The 21,352-nt window shown below is 36.5% G+C and carries 24 protein-coding genes and 1 pseudogene; 7 read left to right on the forward strand and 18 right to left on the reverse strand.

Going from position 1 to position 21,352, the window contains the following annotated elements:
• Window positions 1-76: 76 nt before the first annotated feature.
• Window positions 77-967 (reverse strand): LysR family transcriptional regulator, encoded by an 891-nt coding sequence (locus J7I90_RS07755; protein WP_034304405.1) that lies wholly within the window; start codon window positions 965-967, stop codon window positions 77-79.
• A 167-nt stretch (window positions 968-1,134) separates the two neighbouring features.
• Here J7I90_RS07755 and J7I90_RS07760 point away from each other — a divergent pair, with 167 nt between their 5' ends.
• Genes J7I90_RS07760 through J7I90_RS07770 form a run of 3 tightly spaced genes read left to right on the forward strand, consistent with a single transcriptional unit; the run spans window position 1,135 to window position 3,892 of the window.
• A complete protein-coding gene (locus tag J7I90_RS07760; protein WP_034304408.1) occupies window positions 1,135-1,524 on the forward strand; it encodes a tautomerase family protein in 390 nt (129 codons plus the stop codon).
• 46 nt (window positions 1,525-1,570) lie between these two features.
• Window positions 1,571-2,767 carry a YbfB/YjiJ family MFS transporter gene (locus J7I90_RS07765; protein ID WP_214770228.1) on the forward strand — a complete coding sequence of 399 codons (1,197 nt, stop codon included), beginning with the start codon at window positions 1,571-1,573 and terminating at the stop codon, window positions 2,765-2,767.
• Between the two features lie 45 nt (window positions 2,768-2,812).
• Window positions 2,813-3,892 (forward strand): NAD(P)H-dependent flavin oxidoreductase, encoded by a 1,080-nt coding sequence (locus tag J7I90_RS07770; protein ID WP_214770231.1) that lies wholly within the window; start codon window positions 2,813-2,815, stop codon window positions 3,890-3,892.
• A 356-nt stretch (window positions 3,893-4,248) separates the two neighbouring features.
• Here J7I90_RS07770 and J7I90_RS28095 read toward each other — a convergent pair whose 3' ends face one another.
• The 10 genes and pseudogenes from J7I90_RS28095 to J7I90_RS07820 form a co-directional block, all read right to left on the reverse strand.
• Window positions 4,249-4,371 (reverse strand): FeoB-associated Cys-rich membrane protein, encoded by a 123-nt coding sequence (locus J7I90_RS28095; protein WP_214770234.1) that lies wholly within the window; start codon window positions 4,369-4,371, stop codon window positions 4,249-4,251.
• A gap of 500 nt (window positions 4,372-4,871) precedes the next feature.
• Complete coding sequence (locus J7I90_RS07780; RefSeq protein WP_214770236.1) at window positions 4,872-5,459, reverse strand: hypothetical protein; 588 nt, start codon at window positions 5,457-5,459, stop codon at window positions 4,872-4,874.
• Window positions 5,460-6,257: 798 nt separating this feature from the next.
• Complete coding sequence (locus tag J7I90_RS07785) at window positions 6,258-6,716, reverse strand: VOC family protein (RefSeq protein WP_214770239.1); 459 nt, start codon at window positions 6,714-6,716, stop codon at window positions 6,258-6,260.
• A gap of 292 nt (window positions 6,717-7,008) precedes the next feature.
• Entirely contained in the window at window positions 7,009-7,641 is a 633-nt protein-coding gene (locus tag J7I90_RS07790) for a type 1 glutamine amidotransferase family protein (protein WP_214770242.1), read from the reverse strand.
• 76 nt (window positions 7,642-7,717) lie between these two features.
• Window positions 7,718-8,680, reverse strand: coding sequence for a helix-turn-helix transcriptional regulator (locus J7I90_RS07795; protein WP_214770246.1), 963 nt, complete (start codon window positions 8,678-8,680; stop codon window positions 7,718-7,720).
• Between the two features lie 63 nt (window positions 8,681-8,743).
• Window positions 8,744-8,983 (reverse strand): annotated as a pseudogene (locus J7I90_RS07800) (helix-turn-helix domain-containing protein); the annotation flags it as partial.
• A 194-nt stretch (window positions 8,984-9,177) separates the two neighbouring features.
• Complete coding sequence (locus tag J7I90_RS07805; protein WP_214770248.1) at window positions 9,178-9,687, reverse strand: MepB family protein; 510 nt, start codon at window positions 9,685-9,687, stop codon at window positions 9,178-9,180.
• 176 nt (window positions 9,688-9,863) lie between these two features.
• Window positions 9,864-10,304: an SRPBCC family protein gene (locus J7I90_RS07810; protein ID WP_214770250.1), complete on the reverse strand. Its 441-nt coding sequence runs from the start codon at window positions 10,302-10,304 to the stop codon at window positions 9,864-9,866.
• 34 nt (window positions 10,305-10,338) lie between these two features.
• Window positions 10,339-10,686, reverse strand: coding sequence for a VOC family protein (locus J7I90_RS07815; protein ID WP_214770252.1), 348 nt, complete (start codon window positions 10,684-10,686; stop codon window positions 10,339-10,341).
• 213 nt (window positions 10,687-10,899) lie between these two features.
• Complete coding sequence (locus J7I90_RS07820) at window positions 10,900-12,483, reverse strand: bifunctional metallophosphatase/5'-nucleotidase (RefSeq protein ID WP_214770254.1); 1,584 nt, start codon at window positions 12,481-12,483, stop codon at window positions 10,900-10,902.
• 428 nt (window positions 12,484-12,911) lie between these two features.
• Between J7I90_RS07820 and J7I90_RS07825 the strand changes: the two genes are divergently transcribed.
• Window positions 12,912-13,274 carry a hypothetical protein gene (locus tag J7I90_RS07825; protein WP_214770257.1) on the forward strand — a complete coding sequence of 121 codons (363 nt, stop codon included), beginning with the start codon at window positions 12,912-12,914 and terminating at the stop codon, window positions 13,272-13,274.
• A gap of 129 nt (window positions 13,275-13,403) precedes the next feature.
• Here J7I90_RS07825 and J7I90_RS07830 read toward each other — a convergent pair whose 3' ends face one another.
• From J7I90_RS07830 to J7I90_RS07840, 3 genes are all read right to left on the reverse strand, one after another.
• Window positions 13,404-13,592 carry a hypothetical protein gene (locus tag J7I90_RS07830; RefSeq protein WP_311315243.1) on the reverse strand — a complete coding sequence of 63 codons (189 nt, stop codon included), beginning with the start codon at window positions 13,590-13,592 and terminating at the stop codon, window positions 13,404-13,406.
• A gap of 123 nt (window positions 13,593-13,715) precedes the next feature.
• Window positions 13,716-14,159, reverse strand: a complete 444-nt coding sequence (locus J7I90_RS07835; protein WP_214770258.1) for a cell wall hydrolase — start codon at window positions 14,157-14,159, stop codon at window positions 13,716-13,718.
• Between the two features lie 129 nt (window positions 14,160-14,288).
• Window positions 14,289-14,867: a LysE family translocator gene (locus J7I90_RS07840; protein WP_214770261.1), complete on the reverse strand. Its 579-nt coding sequence runs from the start codon at window positions 14,865-14,867 to the stop codon at window positions 14,289-14,291.
• Window positions 14,868-14,998: 131 nt separating this feature from the next.
• Between J7I90_RS07840 and J7I90_RS07845 the strand changes: the two genes are divergently transcribed.
• From J7I90_RS07845 to J7I90_RS07855, 3 genes are all read left to right on the forward strand, one after another.
• Window positions 14,999-15,910, forward strand: coding sequence for a LysR family transcriptional regulator (locus tag J7I90_RS07845; RefSeq protein WP_214770264.1), 912 nt, complete (start codon window positions 14,999-15,001; stop codon window positions 15,908-15,910).
• Between the two features lie 233 nt (window positions 15,911-16,143).
• Window positions 16,144-17,325, forward strand: a complete 1,182-nt coding sequence (locus J7I90_RS07850) for a YhgE/Pip domain-containing protein (RefSeq protein ID WP_214770268.1) — start codon at window positions 16,144-16,146, stop codon at window positions 17,323-17,325.
• A gap of 46 nt (window positions 17,326-17,371) precedes the next feature.
• Window positions 17,372-17,902: a PadR family transcriptional regulator gene (locus J7I90_RS07855; RefSeq protein WP_214770272.1), complete on the forward strand. Its 531-nt coding sequence runs from the start codon at window positions 17,372-17,374 to the stop codon at window positions 17,900-17,902.
• Here J7I90_RS07855 and J7I90_RS07860 read toward each other — a convergent pair.
• From J7I90_RS07860 to J7I90_RS07875, 4 genes are all read right to left on the reverse strand, one after another.
• Window positions 17,883-18,137, reverse strand: coding sequence for a hypothetical protein (locus J7I90_RS07860; protein WP_214770275.1), 255 nt, complete (start codon window positions 18,135-18,137; stop codon window positions 17,883-17,885). The two genes, J7I90_RS07855 and J7I90_RS07860, sit on opposite strands and share 20 nt — an antisense overlap.
• Window positions 18,138-18,182: 45 nt before the next feature.
• Window positions 18,183-18,677 (reverse strand): DinB family protein, encoded by a 495-nt coding sequence (locus J7I90_RS07865; protein ID WP_214770278.1) that lies wholly within the window; start codon window positions 18,675-18,677, stop codon window positions 18,183-18,185.
• Between the two features lie 324 nt (window positions 18,678-19,001).
• The gene (locus tag J7I90_RS07870) at window positions 19,002-19,580 is read right to left on the reverse strand and encodes a TetR/AcrR family transcriptional regulator (RefSeq protein ID WP_214770281.1); all 579 of its coding nucleotides are present in this window, start codon (window positions 19,578-19,580) and stop codon (window positions 19,002-19,004) included.
• Window positions 19,581-19,691: 111 nt separating this feature from the next.
• Window positions 19,692-21,335 (reverse strand): amidohydrolase, encoded by a 1,644-nt coding sequence (locus J7I90_RS07875; RefSeq protein ID WP_214770284.1) that lies wholly within the window; start codon window positions 21,333-21,335, stop codon window positions 19,692-19,694.
• Window positions 21,336-21,352 lie beyond the last annotated feature (17 nt).

Consider the following 21,352-nt stretch of genomic DNA (forward strand, 5'->3'; position numbering starts at 1 on the left):
TTTTTAATTTTCATGGGAGTTTAAGTACATTTCTTCACAATCTTTGTAAATTGAAGAAAATATCTACCCACTTAAATTAAATTTTAATATCTAACAATTCCTCCTCAGCACTTAACATATTGATAAATTTAATTAAAGACGCAGGTACATACTTATCTTTTCGATAAATGAATACTGTTTTGACTTTTCCGTATAGATTCGGAATTGAGTGTTGTCGAATGATTCCGTCTTGTACATGCTTTGTAATCACACTTTGTGGAAGCATACTTATACCTAGACCAGCTGCTACACAACCGATGATTCCATCTATAGTGCCAAATTCCATTATCTTATTGGGTATCATCTTCTCTTGGTATAACCATTGTTCAAACTTTTCACGATATGCACATCCTGAATGAAATACAAGCAACGTCCTTGTTTGAATTTCTTTGATAGAAGAAGATATTGGAGAATGAACTGTATCTGTGATAAGCATTAGTTCCTCTTCGAATACTTCTTTCTGAATGAGATCAGGATGATTAATAGGGCCAGATACAAATGCTCCATCAAGTTCATTCTGAAGAACTGCTTGAATATTTTGTTCTGTAGAACCTGTTTTTAAAGTTAAATCAACCTCTGGAAAGTCTTTATGATACTTTGAAAATAAGACTGGTAAGCGAATTGCTGCGGTTGTTTCCATTGAACCAATAATTAACGGACCTCTAGGTGTTTGGTCATCATTCATCATACTTTTGGTTTCTTCTATAAGATCGAATATTTTTTCTGTATATGTTAGCAACATGATTCCTTTGTCAGTTAATGCAGTGCCACGATTATGTCTATAAAAAAGAGTTGTTTGAAGATCCGATTCCAACTGCTGTATTTTCATCGTGATATTTGACTGTGCATATTGAAGTTCCCTTGCTGCTTGAGAAATACTCCCCATCTTAGCAACACTCTGGAAAATTTTTAATGTATGCAAATCCAAAATGATCTCTCCTTAGTTGATATACCTTTTAGCCATCGTTAAAAGTGATACCAAATATCATTTTTATGTATTATACCATATAGCAAAGAAAAGATATGCTTATAATATCCTACATTTAACTGGATACTCTAAAGACATCATTACTTTTTGAGGGGAGACACACAAAAATGCCATTATTACGTTTTGACTTAGTAGAAGGAAGAAACGAGGAAACTCTTAAAAAATTATTGGATTCAGCTCATCGTGCGATGGTGGAAGCTTTCCAAGTGCCTGAAAGTGATCGTTATCAAATAGTTCATCAGCACCCACCGCATGAGCTAATAATCGAGGATACTGGACTGGGGTTTAAAAGGAGCAGAGACTTAGTAATTATTAGTATTGTTAGTAAAAAAAGAACTGAAAAACAGAAAGAAACATTATACACACTCCTTGCACTTAAACTTGAATCAGAATGTGGGATTTCTCCACAAGACTTGATGGTTTCTATAACAGAAAACAGCGATGCTGATTGGAGTTTTGGGCAAGGAGAAGCACAGTTTCTAACAGGTTCATTATAACTAAATAAGATATGGTTATAATATACAATTTTATTGAGGTGCATCTATGAAGAAGCAAACTTATCTTTTTTTAATAGGGGGAATATTTTCTTTAATCATTGCAATGGGGATTGGAAGATTTGCATATACTCCCATTCTTCCACTTATGCAAAAAGACCTTTCTTTATCAAATACAACAGCTGGTTATATAGCATCTAGTAATTACGCAGGATATTTACTTGGAGCAATTTTAGCTGGTGCCATTCCGTTTAAGAAGTATAGAACCAATTTATTAAGAGTAAGTCTTATCATCAGTATCTTAACCACTGCCCTAATGGGTCTCACATACTCTAATTTACTATGGAATGTACTTCGCTTTCTATCAGGGTTTGCCAGTGCGTTTGTTTTGGTCTTAGCCTCTGGTATCGTGTTAGATAAACTTGCGGCTATAAGAAAAACCAGTTGGTCGGGGTTGTTTTATGGGGGAGTAGGTCTGGGAATCTTTTTATCCAGTCTAATGATTCCGAGTTTAAACCATTTATTTCGGTGGGAAGGAACATGGATAGGACTAGCTGTTGTGAGTGGAATCCTTGCTATCTTTGTATGGATCTGGCTCGATGAAACTCCCAACGTTGTTAAGGAGAAAAATAAACAAGATATTATTGTAAAAGTGCCCCCCACTAAATGGCTTATATGGTTGATTATTGCGTATGGTTTAGAAGGATTGGGTTACATTGTTACAGGAACGTTTATCGTATCTATCGCTGAAAAGACCTCATACTTTCATAATGGTGCCACCTTAGTTTGGATGATGGTGGGATTGGCTGCGATTCCATCCTGTCTCATTTGGTCTTTACTAGCTAAAAAGTGGGGATACATTAAATCTTTAGTGCTTGCAATGGCTCTGCAATCCTTGGGTATTGCGATGCCAGTCTTTTGGATGTCAAAAACTAGTTTTGTCATAAGTGCTTTATTATTTGGAGCCACTTTTATGGGTATCACCACTCTTGCTACAACAGTGGGACGAGAAATGAATCCATCTGATAGCAGTCGGACTATTGGTATTCTTTCTGCTATTTATGCTTTAGGACAGTTGATAGGACCAACTCTTGCTGGAGTCTTATCATCATTCACACATGATTTTAATGCTGCTTTTATTGGCGCAGCATGTGTTGTCTTCTTTGGGGCAATTTTGCTTTTAAGTGGGATTCATTTCGAGAACAACCCTAACATAAGAAATTCAACCGTCCAATACAAAAAATAGAAGAGAATTAATTGGGGTTAAAATACAAAATCGGGGGATTAATTGATGTTAAATAATGAAATGATGAAGCATTTGAAGATTAAGAATCCTATTATACAAGCTCCTATGGCTGGCGGGATCACCACTTCGAATTTAGTAGCCGAGGTATCCAATAATGGGGGCCTTGGAATGATTGGAGCAGGCTACCAGACACCAATACAATCAAGAGAGCAGATTAGAGAAATTAAGCAGTTAACATCAAACCCTTTTGGCATCAATCTTTTCGTGCCAAACGAGTTTAACGTAACGCCTGAAGCAGTCCAATCAGCTAACCAGCTATTACACACTATCCGTAAGCAATTAAACTTAGAACAAACAGACAGCTTTGATATTCCTGAATATAACAAAATTTTTGAAAGCTTTATTCAACAAGTTAACGTTGTCATTGAAGAGAATGTATCTATTTGTTCCTTTACATTTGGTATTCCTCCTAAGGAAGTGATAGATAAATTAAAACAGCACAACATTACTCTTATAGGGACAGCTACAACTGTGAGGGAAGCCGTTGAAAATGAAAAAGCAGGAATGGATATGGTTGTTATACAGGGCAGTGAAGCTGGTGGGCACCGCGGGAACTTTATTGATGGTCATCAGGAGAGCCTAGTAGGTTTAATGTCACTTATACCACAGGTTGTTGACAATGTAAGCATACCTGTTATAGCTGCAGGAGGAATTATGGATGGAAGAGGATTAATGGCTTCACTCTTCTTAGGAGCACAAGGTGTACAAATGGGTACAGCTTTCTTGACTTGTATCGAAAGTGGGGCACATAAGGTACATAAAGAAGCCATTTTTAATGCTGGTGAAGACCAGACAACCTTTACTCGTGCCTTTTCTGGTAAATGGGCAAGAGGTATTAAAAACAAATTTATTGCAGATATGCTTGAGCATGAAATGGTAGTACCCGATTTTCCTATTCAAAACCTATTAACTCAAGTAATAAGAAAAACGTGCAGTGGACAAAATAATCAAGATTTCATGTCCCTCTGGGTTGGACAGAGTCCAAGATTAGCTAAAAGTCAAACCGTTGAAATATTAATTAAAAATACTCTTGCAGAAGCTGAAAAAATAAAATTGGATATGTAACAGTTTCGGAAGTTATGCACTTTATTAAATTTGGTAAAGTTCAAGATTAATATAAAAACTTAAAGGAAGGACTGACTAAATTAGACAGTCCTTTCTTCAGAAATAGTACATATTCAATTGAGTGATCCTTATTGGAAGATCAGCTTTTTTAACTTTGTGAAGAAATATACTTAAACTATCCTGCCCCGTTAGTTCCATAAAGAAAGAACTGCCTTAAAGACAGCTCTGATCTTTAGCTAACGCACCCGTAGTTCTATAGGGCTTTATTTCAATCACTCTTTTTTATCAACTTCTTCATAAGGTATTTCTTTACTTGACTCAATTTCTTGAGGTTCGCTTGAGTAATTTCGAACCAATCAATTATTGATGTCATCAATAGGTGTATATTGATTACTCGGTATAGTTTTTTTCTTCTTAAACATCCTAAAAAGAGAAAAAATAATCACCCCGATAATTAATGCAAGTACAAAGTATTGCATTTAACCTCCCCCATTCATAAATACACATCCTTGTTTTACCATATATTCCATACTCGTTATAGAACTATCCTGCATAGTATGTAGATTATTTTGTGTTTTCAATAGCTATCTTCGCAGATACGATTTACGCTCCATTTCTGCTCTTTTTTGATAAATAGCATACTCTCTTACTTTTTGTAAAATGTGCATTCTTGAAAAATCCACATATCCCCTAATAGCTTGTCCTATACAAGATAATTTTACAGACATATCTTGTTAAAGAGGACAAGGGGGAGTAGTATGGGCAGTTCTTTTTCCACTATTGTTCATTCTTTTCCAGTCCTTTACAATTTTTAAAGGAGGGATAGATATGGGCAATGGTGAAAATGGTGTAAACACTGGTTTGATCCTTGTGCTTTTCATCCTACTAGTGATTATCTTAGTAGGACTGTAATTAATAAATAAACGAAGGGCAAGGAGCTGACTTTTTTTTTGAGTCAGCTCTTTGCCCTTTTACATTACTATTCTTTATTTTCATTCTTGCCTTCAGTTTCGCCTACAGTTTTATAAAGGCTACGTACAACCGGTAAGATTTCTAATACTTTATCAATATCCAAATTATTAAGGAAGCTTAAAGGATTAGGTTGCGGGACTTGAGACATCGAATACATAGCAGGTCCCGTTTCTGTACCTTTATAAAAGCTAAGTGCAACCGGTAAGATTTTATCCAAATTTTCTGTACCTTTAAAAAATCTACGTACAACCGGCAAGATTTCTAATACTTTATCAATATCCAAATTATTAAGGAAGCTTAAAGGATTGGGTTGTGGAACTTGAGGCATCGGATCCATAGCATGTCCAGTTCCTGTACCTTTAAAAAGGCTACTTGCAACCGGTAAGAGGGTTAACAGTGTGTCAGCATCAAGATTAGCAAGTATGTTTGAAGAATTTGTAGTAGGTACATTTTGTTGCATCGAAGAAATTGCAGTCCCCATTTTTTCCAGATTACTATTTAATAGTGTTATTTCATTTAAGACTTTATTCAATGTTTCTGTTGATTCTTTCTGTAGTTCCAACATTTGAGTTTGTATTTCTTGTTTATCTCCCAAAACTTCTATCCCCTTTTGTTTTCTTTTCTTTAATTCCTTTTTCTTTGTCCATTAATGTTCGTTCTCCCGTCTTTTTCAAAATTTGATACAAAAAAGTAAATACAGGTTGTCCGCAATATATTATGTTTAACAACCGTATGAAGTATAGACGATGGTGTAATAACGTCTCAAAAAAGACACTAGCACTAGCTGTGTCCTTTTTTGTCTTATTCTTTACTTTTTATTCAATTAATCTGTTTCATTACTTCAATAAGAAAAAGCCGTCGGTTCGTCAGCTAGATCTTCAAGCTGCCCTGTATTTTGCGGTTGTTTTTCACTTGAATCCGAATGTATGATTTGTCTAAAAACCATACGTTCAAAAGGCCGCCAATTGGCGGCCTTCTTATGGCGCTAACGACCCGTTATTTCATTATGGATCATTGTAGATTTGACACAAACTATTCGTAAAGTTTCTTAGATATCTTATTGATCTCTTTATATATTTTTGTAAGTAATATTAGGATGTGGATAGGAATCCCAATTGCTAGTCCCACCAATGGAGAATATGGTCCGGCGAAAGTAAAGAGCGATACAAGTGTAATAGTTATATATACAGAGATAATTAGTGCGGTCAAAACAATTCTCCTTTTTTTGGTTAATTATAGCATAAGGTTTTACTGCACAATCCGTCTACAATATCCTAATTGAACTAACCGGCCCCGTTAGTGCCATAAGAAAAAGGCTGTCTCAGCAACCTTCCTTATTGAAGTAAAGCACCCGTTAGTTAAAGTATTTTGCGAATATTATTTAAGATACAAATTATATTTCATTTATTTGTTCCCATTCACTTAAATACATACGGTGCTTAATTTTTTTCGGGTTATCTAGTTTACAAATTAATTCTAAACTGTTTCCGTCTAGGTCATTAAAATGAATTTTAGCGTGTGCATATTCTTCATGAGGCATTACAAAAGGCTCAATAGGATCAAAGCCAAAAGCCTCTCTTGGCTTATAACCTTTACTTTTTAGCCAAACAACTGAGTTTTTTAAGTCTTCTAATGTTACTTGAAATGCAATATGTCTTATTGATGGATGATACTCAACTTCTACCTTATCTGTTTCCCATAACCCCAAACAACTTTTATCTTTTTCAATCCATAGAAAAGCCAATCTGTCTTCAACCTTGTGATCAAATTGCAAACCAAGTCCTTCATAGAATTCAATTGAACGATTTAAATTACTTACTGGTAAATGTGCTTCGTATAAACCTTTTATCATTGATATAGCTCCTTTTATTATAAGTCTCTTTTACTTTCATTTCTTAATCAACTAATCTGCCCCTATAGTTCCATAAGGAATACATAGGGGTACCGTCAGGAAAATGCGGATTTACAACGTTAAGGAATTTTCAATACTAAAAAGCCCAACTTCACCGTTAATTAAGAGAAATTGGGCTTTTTCATTACTCCATAAGCATTTTTAAGTTTTATTCAAAAACCATGCTTTGACATTGTCTAAAGCATGGTAATTATTTAAACTAATATAAATCTGCTAAGTTGATTTTTTTAGCTCATCTATTTATTGAATTCATTAACTGGAAGAAGTATTCAGGTTTGTGAGTCTTATTTAGGTTATACCATGAATGTAATGTATCTGGTGCAAATACATCTAATTTTTTCAGTACTTCCATCGCAAATTCCAGTGGAGCTACTCCTGATGCAGTAACCAAATTCTCACCAGATACCGCAGGTCCCATCTCATAAAATTTTTCTCCTTTATAATTAGGACAAACCATTTTAATATACTCTAAGTTATTACTTGTATGCTTTCTAGAATCTAGGTATCCCATATTCGCAAGGGCCTCAGTTGCACCACAAATTGCAGCAACAATAGTGCCAAGCTTTAAAGCTTCGCCAATTTTTTTCATGATTGGTTGATGAATAACTTCTCCCCAAGTATTCCCACCAGGCAAAACTAAAAGATCTTTACTCTCAAGAGTACACTCATCAAGGGGAATATCTGGTTTTATGCTCAGTCCCCCCATCGTAGTAATAATTTCTTTATTAGCTCCTACTGTAACTACTTTTAAAGGTGCTATATCTTTTTTGAAATATCTTCCTGTGTTTAGTTCGGCAATTAAATATCCATATTCCCAGTCTGACATTGTATTAAATACATATAGATAAACTTTTTTTATTTGCATCCAATAACACTCCCAATCACAATTGATATAGCCAATTATAATATAACTTCCCTGACAGCTAACGTCAGGGAAGTTATCATACTTGATGAAATTTTATTAATTCCGACAGAACTTCAATAAGTCTTTTCTTTAGACTTATTGGCTCAATAACTTGAATAGATTTACCGTACGGTAAAAGTAAATAAGGTACATATGTATGTATCATATCCTTTTCAAGAAGAAATACAGCTTGATTTGAAGTCCGTTCTTGTAAATAATGTCCTAAAAACCAATGTTGGCAAATATCTTCCAACGTCCTTGTATTCCCATTAATAACTAAAGAAGTATTCCCTCCCTTATCTTCTATAGTTGGAAGGAGGTTTTTCATAAAAAAGTCACGTGCTGAAAAATTTTCTGGCCGGTTAAACTTATTTTCGGTTAGCATTAGACTTTCAATTCGATCTACTCTAAAACTACGGATATCATCCCTAAGATGACAAAATCCAATCACATACCACTTATTATTCCAATAGATAATTCTGTACGGATCGACCAATCTATAATTTAATTGCTTTTCGCTACTTTTATGGTAAATAATTTTTACTGAGTACCCGTCAGCTACGGCCTGCTCCAACTCCTTCAAAAAAGGTTCCATAGAGATTGAACTTAATCGACTTATTACTTCAAGACTAGTTAAATGTTGGTTTATCTTTGTTTCCTGCTCTTGATTTGAGTATTTACTTAGTTTTGAAATGGCCCTATTTAGTGCTTCACTTCCATAATATCCGGCTTCTTCTGCAAACACAGCAGCGTGGAATAGTGAAGTTTGCTCCTCAAAATCAAAAAAAAGAGGAGCCTCAATAAAATTGTTCAATAAAGTGTATCCACCGTTATGTCCTGGTTCTGAAATTATAGGTACGCCACTTGTTGAAATTGTATCAATATAACGATACACAGTCCTTATATTCATCTCTAACTTTTCTGAAATTTGTTTTGCAGTAATTTTTTCACCTGAACGAAGCATCCATAGAATTGCTAACATATTGTCAATTTTAGGCATATAACTCCACCTCTATATGGAATTTATTTTCTATTATATATTTCCGATTTTCGGTATAACTCATCAACTGTTCCTTTCCGATAGCTTTCTATATAATGAGGCCCTAGACACATTTGTAATTTCACAAATTTGATTTACAGTCATATCCCCCTCTTTATAAAGCTTTACTGCATAATTCATTCCTACATGATTTTTATGGTACTTCTTTAACCGACCTTTAAACTTTCCTTCTTTCTTAGCCAGTTCAATCCCTTCACGCTGCCGAATACGGATAAGATCACGTTCTAATTGGTTTACACCCGCCGTCTTCGGTATCCCGGTTGGCCATCGAATTTAAGTGAATTGCTAAAAAATGGGTAGTTCCATATTCAACTAACTGCCCCGTTAGTGCCATAAGAAAAAGCAGCCTTATAGACAGCTATGATCCTAGCTAACACACCCGGTAGTTCATTAAGAAAAGCGAAAATTCTTCAAGAATCGCTCCCGATTGCAGAGGATTAAAAAGAATAGAGTTCTAATATTTTTTCTAAGGCTAATTTATTCGGATTACACATGTCAACAAAATAGGGTAACTGCCATTTTTGAGTTTTCATTGCTTGATTACTACTCGGACTATCCCAGCTAGGATAAACTCTTATTGCCATTTTGCCCTTTGTTGAAGTGGACCTAAGAATGTTCTTTTCTAATAGAATTTCTTTTGGGAAAATAAATTGACCAAACTCATTTTCATTTTTAAAGGTAGTTATAACTAATAAATCAGGGGCTGACTCATATAAGTAGGGTTGATTTTTATTATTTTCGTCTTTTTCCCAAAATGCAACAAACTGCCCTACTTTGGTAGGGGTTATATTCGCAACTCTGAATCGAACTGTTTTAGAAGATAATTGAAATGTACCAGCACCATACATAGAATTTTGCTTCTCTTCTTGAACTGACTTTACAATTAAGTGATTCGACTCATAAATCATTTTATTTACATAAGTTAATGCTGTAAAAAAATTATTCATTTCTTCACTCCTAAATTTCAAACAAAGTGGCCCAATTGTTGAATAAAGATCAAACAGTACTCAACTAACCTGCCCCTAGAGTTCCATTAGAAAAAGCTGCCTTATAGACAGCTCCGATCTTCAGCTAACACACCCGAAGGAATTCCAAGGTAAGAGCCAATCATAATATTCAATAATCAGCCAAGATTTTCGGATAACTTCTTAATTATTTGTTTAGAATCAGATGCAAATTCCACAGATGCATCATAATGCATTTTTCCGTCTTTAATCAGGGAGAAATCACCAATCTCGATTCTTAGCAGAGTACTATCGCCTTTTTCTTTTAATTGATAATTATATGCGACATCACCTTCATCCGGCTTTACTTCCCAATTTGAAACGTTCAAAGCGATTTTTAATTCTTTCTGTACAACTGCTCTAATGATTTTAGTGATTGACTGACCACCATTCGGAAGCTCCCAAATCACCTTACTTCCCTCGGTCATATCTTCATTAGGATAATTTTCTGGTAGTTCATCCCATTCTGCAACGAATTTGGGTTTAGTAAGCACTTCCCAGACTTTCTGGGAATTCGCTTCAATGAGTATCTCATCTCTTACAATTAGCGGTTCGGTCATTTAGTGGAACTCCTTTCAAATGAATGACAACTCGTTATTTCTCCCAAAGCTCGATCAGTCGACCTTCGGGATCTTCAATCCAAATAAACTTTCCAAATTCACTAATCTCTTTTTTCTTTGCAAGAGGTACACCAATATGTTCAAGATGCTTAATCGTCTCGTTTAGATTATGTACTTCGAAATTTAACATCACTTGTTGTTCTGTTGGAAAATAACTGTCATTCTCGGTAAAGAAAGAAAAGATCGTCTCATTTCCTAATTGCGGTTTTATCACAGTCCCATTCCAATTTTCCATTTCAATCTTCAACACTTCACTGTACCACTTTTTTACAACCTCAAGATTCTTAGTTCTCCAAAATATTCCTCCAAAACCTTTTATCATCGTATCTAACTCCTGTCTGACATCCAATTTTCATCTATCGATTACATTAGATATTCGAGATTTACATTTCAAGTTCCTTCTTCATCTATACTGCCCCTCTAGTTCATTACTATATTTCCCTAGGATGCAAATGCCTTGTTGTTGGACTAACCTGCTTACATTAGGGAAAGGCGTTCCTGCTTATTACAGAAACGCACCCGTCATGTTTCCCCTTCACTCTTTCAATGAATGGGGAGGATACTTCCTTTGGATATGGCGTATAAGTGCAGTGACAACTTGCGGACCGGATTCTACGAGTCTGCCTTGTTCAAATGCAGTGAAGTTATCACCGCCTGAAGCTAAATAATTACTGACCGCTACTTCATATTCTTTGTTTGGCTGAATCTCTTGACCCTTCTTGTCTTTCAGCACGACAACGCGGCTGCCAATTGGGGCTTTGGCTTCCCAATCATACGTTAAGCCAACCATTTGTAACCTATTTTCATAATCTTTCGTCCACTGCTGTTCTAAAGCAAGTTTTATCTGCGCTCCTGTTAAAATTAACTTACTGACACTATGACCCATAGGCACGTTTGTATAAAGGTCTTCTACAGTGATCTTCCCTTTTTTTAAACTTTTCCGCATTTCGCCTTGATGGACAAAAGCAATATCTACCCCCATGGCTTCGCGCTCAGATTCTGCAATCATTTTCGCTAATGGGGATTCACCGTTTGCATCTTGATTTCTTCTGATTTCTTCCGGCATTTCCCCTATTACCTGATTAAAGTTGCTCCCCAATCTTTTTCTATATTTATTTAGAAGAGCGACCGTTTCTTCATCCGGTTTTATATGATGATGTGAAGTGGCAATGATCTTTGCTCGTTTCTTAACAATTATTTTAGTATGCGGGTCAATTTCAAGGTTTACTTGCGAAAAAGCTTTCCCATTAGAATAAGCTTGAACGATCAGTTTACCGGCCGCAACGGTATTGGCATATTCATGGCTGTGCCCTGCAAAAATGACATCGACCTCATCATCGATTTTTGGAGCCATCTCCACTAGAGCTCCAGTGGAATTTGCTCCTGCCTTTTCTGATTTAGCTGAATCATGTGCCAGTACAACAATCACTTTGATCCCTTTATCCTTTAAAATCTTTACGGTTCGGTTAATAGCTGAAACTTCATCCGTAATTTCTACTCCTTTTCGATTTTCAGGGGACACATACATGTTGGTCTCTTTTGTGACCGCACCGATAAATCCAATATCAATTCCGTCCATTTGTTTAATAACATACGGTGGCAACAAGGGAATGCCCGACTTTTTGTCGATGATATTTGCAGAACTGTAAGCAGTCTTGGCACCTTGAAAATACCCTGTTTTTTTATTGAATCCTCCATGAATAAGACGTTTCATTTCAATTACGCCTTCGTCCAATTCATGATTTCCAGGTGTCCCGACATCAAAATGCAGGAGGTTTAAAAATTCGATCGTGGGTTCGTCTTGAAATTGAGAAGAGATTGGAGGGCTTCCTCCTACCATATCACCAGCATGAACGAGTAGTGTATTTGGGTTTTCTTGTTTATATTTTTTTAAATAGGCAGCCAAGTATTCAGCACCGCCTGCCATGGTTCCTGAAACCATTTGATATTTGTTTAGTTGGCCGTGAAAATCATTAACGCCTAATAATTGCAGTTGAATGTAGCGGTTGGATGTGGAATGATTCGTTGTGGAATGATTGGATGAGAATGCTTTATAAGTTACGAAAATGATGATGAATACCAAGATGAACAAAGAAGTTATGGCCTGAAATTTTGACAACTTCGGATCCCTCCCTCTAGATGTAAATTCAGAATAACTCTAGAATTTTATATCCGTATAAAGGGACCGTGATTTTTTGTTATGTTTTATATAATCATTATTAAATTAAACCCGTACAGGCATATCTTTTTAAAAAAACTCATACGGCTTATCATTTAGAAAGGCTCCCGGAACTGCTGATCAGTTCCAGGTGTTCAAAATAAAGTACGCTTTAGTTTAAGTACAAAACATTAACTTGATAATAAGTAAAGATTGGATATCTTGATATTGCAGTATAAGGAAAGTGCTGATGCTGACCTAAAAAAGCTGTACTATTCCTGGTTACAGGAAGCAAGACCGCTGTAAGGATGTTTAAAAAATTGGCCCATAGCACAATAATATAGGCAACGTATGTCTTTCTTTATTCCGCCAAAAGGAGGAGTATCCATTTGAAGATTTCTTCAATATCGTTCATAGAACCTCCCGTTTATCATGAATTCCCTCCCCTCTATGAAGGTCTAGGGCTGCCTGAGTTATCTTCATTCATTCAGCAGCGGTTTGAATTTGCATATACCTTGGGGAAAGCCGAAAGAACGGGGCTTGCTAGTATCCGTTTTTATAAACGCCAGGGGGATTTCGAAGTACATATACCTGATAAGGTGCCAGGAGTGGGTCCAATAAAGCTTCGGGAATTAAAGGGGTTGTTACTGGAGAAAGCCAAAACGGCATTCATCGAAAATATTGAATCCGAACCTGAAAAAAGAAAGGTCTACTACACCGAATTTCGGCGCCCTCGGAAAGATGCTGAATAAGTGTGCTATTCCACAAACTGGAGCCTGTTTTAGGAAATTCATTGTTGTCTTGTTGAATTTGTTTTTTTAAAAGAGTTCGTACATCAACTTCCCCTCTAAAAAAAGGTTGCCGCAGCAACCTCCCTTGTTTTAATAATCCGTCTTATTTTTTTCATTATCCAAGTCATCATCAAGAAAAGACCTTTCATCTTCTTTCATTCCATACTTTTTTTCAAGAAATTGACCAATAATTGAATGGTTAATTCCTCTTCTCACTGCTGTTTCAATAACTATATAGAGCATGAATAACCCCACAATAAAAAATATAATAGCCTTCACTAAAAATCCTCCCAAACAACAATCCATTTTTTCCTTTATTTTACCAAAAAACCTTGTTGCAGTGCCCGATTGTTGCATAAAAAAAAGGAGCTGCTGATCTGCTCCTTGAAAAGAAATAACAGCCTAACCTCCTGTATAAACACTTTCACATGTTCCAGGTTTTGGTTCATAATAACAATGATTTTTAAATTGACCCGCAAAAGGTTGATCGTACCATGTCGGTGGGCATGGAGCATATGGATTAAAATACCAAAGCGCATATTTCCCTGGGTGCTGCCTCCAATAATCCAAATTCTGTTTGGCTAATCTTTTTTCAGCAGTTCTCGCTCTTTGATAAAATACATTACCTTTTTGAACAGCTTCAAAAGAATAATTTCCTCCTTGTACATGAAAAATGACTTGTGGAATGGTTCTTAAATCTTTAAAGTCCAAACAATTTGCTTTAAGACGATTAACAATTACATTTCCGACATACAACATTCCTTGCAGTCCTTCACCTTCGGCTTCTGCTCTCATCATCCTTGCCATTAAATCAACGTCTGAACTTCGATAACTTACTCTTGGCATTTTTTCACCCCAAATATATCGTATGAAAAACAGCTTGCACTAATGTCAGTGTTTGTGAAAATGAGAGTCTTATATCTTCCGTTGAAGCACACGTTTTGCATGAGAGTTGCTGTTGCTTCTTTTTTGTAATCACAGAAAAATTGTACCGGCAGAGTAAATCAATAACAAACACATGATTAACCGAAATGACTTGTCATGTTTAGCAAAAAAATCTTTGAACAGCGAGCCGAATCCTGACCACAGAAGCAATGCCATCCACCCCAGAAAAATAGTTATCGCTAAATAGATCGCAACGAATTTAAGCGACTCATTAAACGGTAAAATAAACGCACTCAACACGGTTAAATAGAACAAAATGCTTTTGACATTGATGATTTGAAGAATGAAACCTGATAAAAAGGAAGATTGCACATCTCCCGTATCCTTCTTTGAACCTTTGGCCATACGAATCTGCCATGCTAGGTAAAGAAGATATGCGGCACCGGCTATTTTAAAATATGGCTCTACAATAGGAATCCAATTATAGAGGCTTGTTGTAAATACTCCGCTCAAGATCCCTAATACTGCAAATCCTGTCAGGATGCCGCTAGTGAACTTCCATGAACCAAAAAAACCAAATCTCCTTGCTTCATTCATCAATAATATGTTACTTGGGCCAGGCGTAATCGATGTAATCATCACATACGAAAGAAACGCTATAATACTCATAATCCCACCTTCATTCACTATTTCCTAACGAACAGTCTTTATTGTAAGATGACTATAAGTATAAATAAAATTGAAAACAAAAAATTCATTATCATTTTTTTCGATACATCATCCAACTTAAGGAGAACGATATGGAAATTAGACACCTTAAAACGTTTCAGACTATTGTCGAAATAGGAAGTTATACAAGGGCTGCTTCGAAGTTGGGCTATACTCAATCCACGATAACTTCACATATACAGGCACTTGAACATGAGATTGGCGGGGAACTTTTCACTTATACTAATCGGAATTTGCAGCTTACTGCACTAGGCAGAGACTTAATACCGTTAGCTGAAGATTTGCTTTCCACTCACGAACAGATTAAGAGCATGCGTTGCACGAATGAAGTTAAAGGTGTTTTAAAAGTGGCGGCACCGGAATCTTTAACAATCTCCAGGTTAGGTCCAATAATAAAGGATTTTTCCTTGAAATATCCCAATGTCAAAATCATATTAACCAATGGTCCATGCGGCCAAAACCAAGTCGACTTATTAAGCGGGCGGGTGGATGTCGCTTTAATGGTCTATCCGGAAATAAACCCGGAAAAATGCATTCATCATTCTTTGATTGAGGAGCAGATCGTCCTTGTGAGCAGTCCTGACGGTCCTGATCACTTTGATGAATATAAAAAAGGCGGCACCAACACCAATCATTTTTTCATCACAAATGAAGAAGGCTGCAGTTATCGGATCATGTTTGAAAGATATCTTTTAAAGCATGAAATGGATTACTTTCAAACCATGGAGTTATGGAGTATAGAAGCAATCAAACAGATTGTCATGAGCGGACTTGGTTTTTCTGTTTTGCCTTATATTACAGTGAAAGAAGAAATCGAGAGCGGCAAGCTTAAAATCCTGAATCATTCTGAAAACCTCGATCCCCTTTATTCACACATGCTGATAAAAAAGAAAAAATGGCAGTCTCCTGCGGTAGAGGCTTTTGTTGAGGCTGTATTAAACTCGTTTAGTAACAACGAGAAAATGGGTGTCTTAATGGAATGAAATCAAGATCATATTTGCTAGTCAGAGGCAGTGTTGCCAAAAGAACCTAAATAACAAATGCTCCCCCAACTCCTGCTTTGTTGGGGTTTTTTCCTATGGATAAAAAAGATATACTTTTTCGATTGACTTTATGAAAAAAATAAAATAAAATTCTAAGTACTTCTTTCAAACTACTCTAACTTGAGTACTCTGAACAGAGTATATACTTTAAATCAAAAGGATGGATTCAACATATGAAATTTTCAGCATTCTTAAAAACAAGAGGGGCAACAGCGGCAATCTTTATGGGGATTTTCTATGCAGTTGCCATGCTAGGCATCTTCTTGCCTGGGTATACAGCCATACCAGGAAATATCGATAAATTACCGATCGCCATCATCAATGATGATGCTGGTAAAAATGGGGCAATGATCGCCGAAAATTTACAAGAAAATTTACCCTTTAAAGAAATCGAGACGGATATAACCAATAAACAAGCCTTAAAAGATTTGGAGCACAATGATTTAGCATTAGTCGTACACATCCCAAAAACCTTCTCTGAAAATATTCAAAAAGGTGAAGCGTCATCAAGCATCGACTTTACAATCAATGAGGCAGGGGCGACAGTCGTTTCTTCTACCATGAATTCTGTCGTAACTGAAATTAACAGTCAGTTAAGCACACAATTCTCGCAACAAACAGCTCAGGGCGTATTGATGAACTTTAAGGTACCAGAAAAGCAAGCCGCTGACTTAGCCGAAAAGATTGAGAAATCCTATGTAGGAAATGTCGTTACAATCAATGAAATACCCGATGGCATGAATCATAATATGCTCCCTATGTTCTTAACAATGGCCGGTTATGTAGGGGCGATGATCGGGGCAATGCAATTAGTGGGTGCATTTAGAGCCAGCCGGGGAAAAGCAAGCAAAACACGGTTATTCACGTATGTGCAAATGGCTGCATTATTGATTGCCGTGGTTTCATCACTCATCGCTGTAGGTGTAGCCTATTTAATTGACAAGCCGAGCGGTGACCTATTTTTCGGTATAGTAGGTCAACAAATACTGAACTATATGGTATGTTTTAATTTCACCGCGATTTTAATCTTCTTATTTGGTGAAGGCGGCATGATTTTGAACTTACCGATTTTATTAATGCAAACAATAGCGAATGGTGCCACCATCACACGTGATATGATGCACGCACCATATGAATGGATGAGCCACATTTCACCGATGTATTACTCAGTTCAAGCTTACTTTGCAAACCTATTTGGCAGCATCAGTCCAAGTCCGTATATTTGGTCAATGGCTGCGGTAGGTTCCGTTGCGATGTTAATTAATATCGCTATTGTCGCGTTTTTACACAAACCGATGCCAGTACAGGTTCCTGAAACAGAAGTTGAAAAGAAAGCGGCAGAAATCACAGCTTAGGTTTTGCTACAATAAGGAGATAATACTTCTTAAAGGAGCGTAGAAAATGTCTATTCAAATTTTTATATTGAGCAAGCTGATGGAGGATAAAAATTATCCTTATAAATTAAAAAAACAGCTTTCAGAACCCATTCCATTGGATCGCCTGGGCGGATTAACGGAAAGTAAACTGTACTACCATTTTGAGTCATTGGTGAAACAAGGTTTAGTCGAACCGGTTGAAGTGATAAAAGAAGAACATCGCCCTGATAAACAGGTATTTGCGATTACGGATAAGGGTCGCGAAGAACTACCAAAAAAAATCTATAAATTATTTGAAAATGCGGATGAAATCAAGGATATGATTGTTGGTTTAGCCAACATCAAGTATGTGGACCGGGATAAAGTAGTAGATATATTAGAAAGAAAAGTAAAGTCCATCAAGGCTATTTGGGAGCAGCTTGGGAATTTCGAGCCAGAACCTAAAGGCAACGAGGATATTCGTGAATTTTTGGCTGGTTATTTTTCGACCCGAACAGATCACACAATATCTTGGTATGAAGAGTTAATCAAAAGGATTAAGACACAGGAATTGTGAGTAGACTTGTAGGCAAATTCGAGCTGTTTTCAGAAATCCGCTCCCTTTCCGCCGACTGTCTGCCAAGCCGCATCAAAGCAAGCGCCTGTGGGGTCTTGGCTAGCTCGTTTTTCGGCAGGAGTTTCGCATATTTCCTCCATCCAATAAGGGCTTCTTCTCTATAAAAAGCAGGATTATTGTTTTTTAGGTATAAAATACGGGAACGTCCGATTTGGACGTTCCCGTTCTTATTCATTAAAGCTCCCTATAATCGAATAACTGTAAAGCTAATGAAGCATTTTTAAAAGCTGCGTTTCGCGGCCCAAGCTCCTTGCATTTTACTTAGGAATACAATTTGCCCAATATGATATGCGTCGTGCATGGCTAAACTCTTCAGTTCAAGCACTAATGAATTATCTTCTCCTGGGACCTGTCTATATAAATCTTCATGTTCTGATTTTGCTAGTATTTTTCCAAGTTCACGATGAACATAAAAGTATTCTTGTTTTGTTTCCTTCCAATTCTCTAACGTCTCAGCTGGTAATCGAAATGTGGAATCATTATTTTCTGCCTGTGGTTCATTCGCTGTTTCACCAAGAAATCGCATCAGAAATCTCTTTTCATAGAAAAGTAAATGACAAACTAATTCCCAAATGGAATTCATTGCCCCATCAGCTGGTTTCCAAATTGCCTGTTCAAGAGTGATATCCTCTAGCACTTTTTCAAGTGGCGGAAACCAGTCTTCTTCATCTAAGCAGCTTGCCCATTGCTGTAACAAAAGGGTTTTTACATCCATTTCCCATTCCCTCCAATTTAATCCCTTTAATAGTGATCCTTTTGGTCAACATTCATTTGCGGCTTGTTGTGGATAGCTATACACTGGCCCTTTAACGGAACAATGAATGTTCTTTTATTTTGAAAATTCCGATAACTACATTTTATCATAATTTGTGTAAACGGAGAAAGAACAACTATACGATAACCATTTTGGTTATCGTATAGTGATCTTTTATATGTTTGATGGTGCTTCACCAATTTCAGGGGTATTGGAAGAGAAGTGCCCTACGTTCCAATCAATGACAATTATTGTACGTTTTTAGGGCATGAACTGATGAACGTATCATCCACTCAGTCCATACCAAAAGTTTTCCCATATATTTTGAATTCTAGGTTCCATATTCTCTTTGCCATAATAAGAAAATTCCATGAATATCCCATCAATCAAACAGAAATAGGACATGATTAGGTTCTCGATTTTCCCTTGGCGTATTTCTTTTTTGTCGATTCCTTCGACAAAGATATCATGTAAGATAGCGGAAAATGATTCTTCAGATCTAAGGAAACTTTCATTTAAGATGTGCTTCAAATGCTCCGGCGGGAAAATCATTGCCCTCTTTAAAAATGTTGCTTTATCTTCATGGTTTTTATAATAGTTACAAGTATCTAGAAGGATGTGCTTTAGCTTTTCTTCAGAAGAGAGTGTATTTATCTCTTCGACAAATTGTTCGACCTGGTGTATATGCTCTTCCAGGATTTCTTCAAACAGACACAAGAAAAGGTCATCCTTATTTTTGAAATGGTTATAGATTGAGGGTTTTTGTATACCTACCCTCTTGGCAATTTCCGATAAAGCCGTTCCCTCGTATCCGTACTTGGTAAAAAGTGATAAGGAAATGTTTTTTATTTCATTTTTTGTCATAATGAGCCTCCAAACTATCCAACGTCAGTTAATTTCATTATAAACTCATTTCCTTTTTTAAACTAAATATTTAACACCTTGGAACATGGTTCTTTCTTTAAAAGATAAGAATTAGAATATGCTTGATAAAGAAGTTTCTTCGCTTTTATACACAACTTTCCCATCGTTTATTGTTAGTTCCACTTTAGTTTTGAGCACTTCACTTTCTGGAATATCAAAAAGATTTCTATCTAAAACCACAAGGTCGGCAAGTTTCCCCTCTTCTATTGTACCTAGCTCATGCTCCCTGAAACATCCATAGGCCGAGCCATATGTATATGCTTGCAATGCCTCTGCCAAAGTGAGTTTTTGTTCAGGATGCCATGTGTTTTGTGGATCTCCGCTACTATCCACTCTAGTAATCGCAGTATATATTTGCCGCATTGGATTTAATGAGATGGAAACCGGAAAGTCTGTTCCTAAAGCTAAAGATGCACCTGTATTTAATAGCGACTTCGTCAGGAAAACATTTTTTTCCCTTTGAGGACCTATTATTGAAGAATATACCTCTCTTGATGAAGCTGCCATGTGATCAGGTTGCATCGAGGCAATGACCCCCAGTTTTGAAAAACGTTCAATGTCATCCGAATCGATTACTTCAATATGCTCGACCGTATGCCTTGAGTCTCTTATTCCATTCTTGCGTACAGCTTCTTCAAAAGCGTCTAAAGCTAAACGAATTGCCGCATCTCCAATAGCGTGAAACCTGATTCTAAATCCGAGTTCATCCGCTTTAACAACTCGATCTATCAATACTTCTGGATCTAGAGCTGGATGACCGCAAATATCCAATTGATCGGAATAAGGTTTCAGGAAGTAAGCGGTATGACCCGTTACTGTTCCATCAACGAATTGTTTTAATCCTGAGAATTGTAGTTTCTTTGATTCATATTTATTTCTCAGTATTTGAGCTTTGTCCAAATTGCCATCCAATTCAGGAGTGATATGAAATCTAGTCGTTAATTCTCCTTGCTTATCCAATTTATCAAAAAGGTCATAGTCTTGAAGGAAGTCATCTATTGGCGCAAACAAATCGTTCACGGAAGTAACTCCATATTGCGATAACAATCGTAAAAACTCTTTTAATATCGTTTCTTTTTTATTTTGTGTTAACCGTAATGCCTCTTTTAAAACGATTTGCTGGGCTTCTTCATATAAAATTCCAGTAAGTAAACCATTCTTATCTCTTTCATAGCGACCAAAATCCGGATCACGTATTTCCTCAGTAACTCCTGCTAATTCCATGGCCTTACTGTTCACCCATGTATAATGACCTTCAGCATGAAAAAGAACGACAGGACGATCTGGAATGACAGCGTCAAGAATTCTATAATGGGGCTCTTGTTTTTCATGCCAATAACCTGCGTCCCATTGCATGCCAATAATCCATTCTTCCCCAGGACATTCTTTAGAAAATTCCAGTACTTTTTCAGCCACTTCTTGAGCTGACCTGGCTTCAAATAAATTAATACTAGTTAAACTTAGTGCACTGAACATAATGTGGAGATGAAAATCATGAAATCCAGGCATAATCAATTGATTTCCATAGTTAAACACTTTTGTCCCGCTTCCTATAAAAGGTTCAATCTCTGCTTTTGATCCTACACTCAGAATTTTGTCACCTAAGATAGCTATTGCCCCAGACATTGGCTCATGTGTAAGCCCTGTGAAAATAGCATCACTGGAAAGGACAATATCCGCTTTTTTAATAGTCATGGAGTTTACCTCTTTTC

Origin of the sequence: Bacillus sp. ISL-57 (genome assembly GCF_018613135.1) — a bacterium.
In the GTDB taxonomy this organism is placed as follows: Bacteria; Bacillota; Bacilli; order Bacillales; family DSM-1321; genus Peribacillus; species Peribacillus frigoritolerans.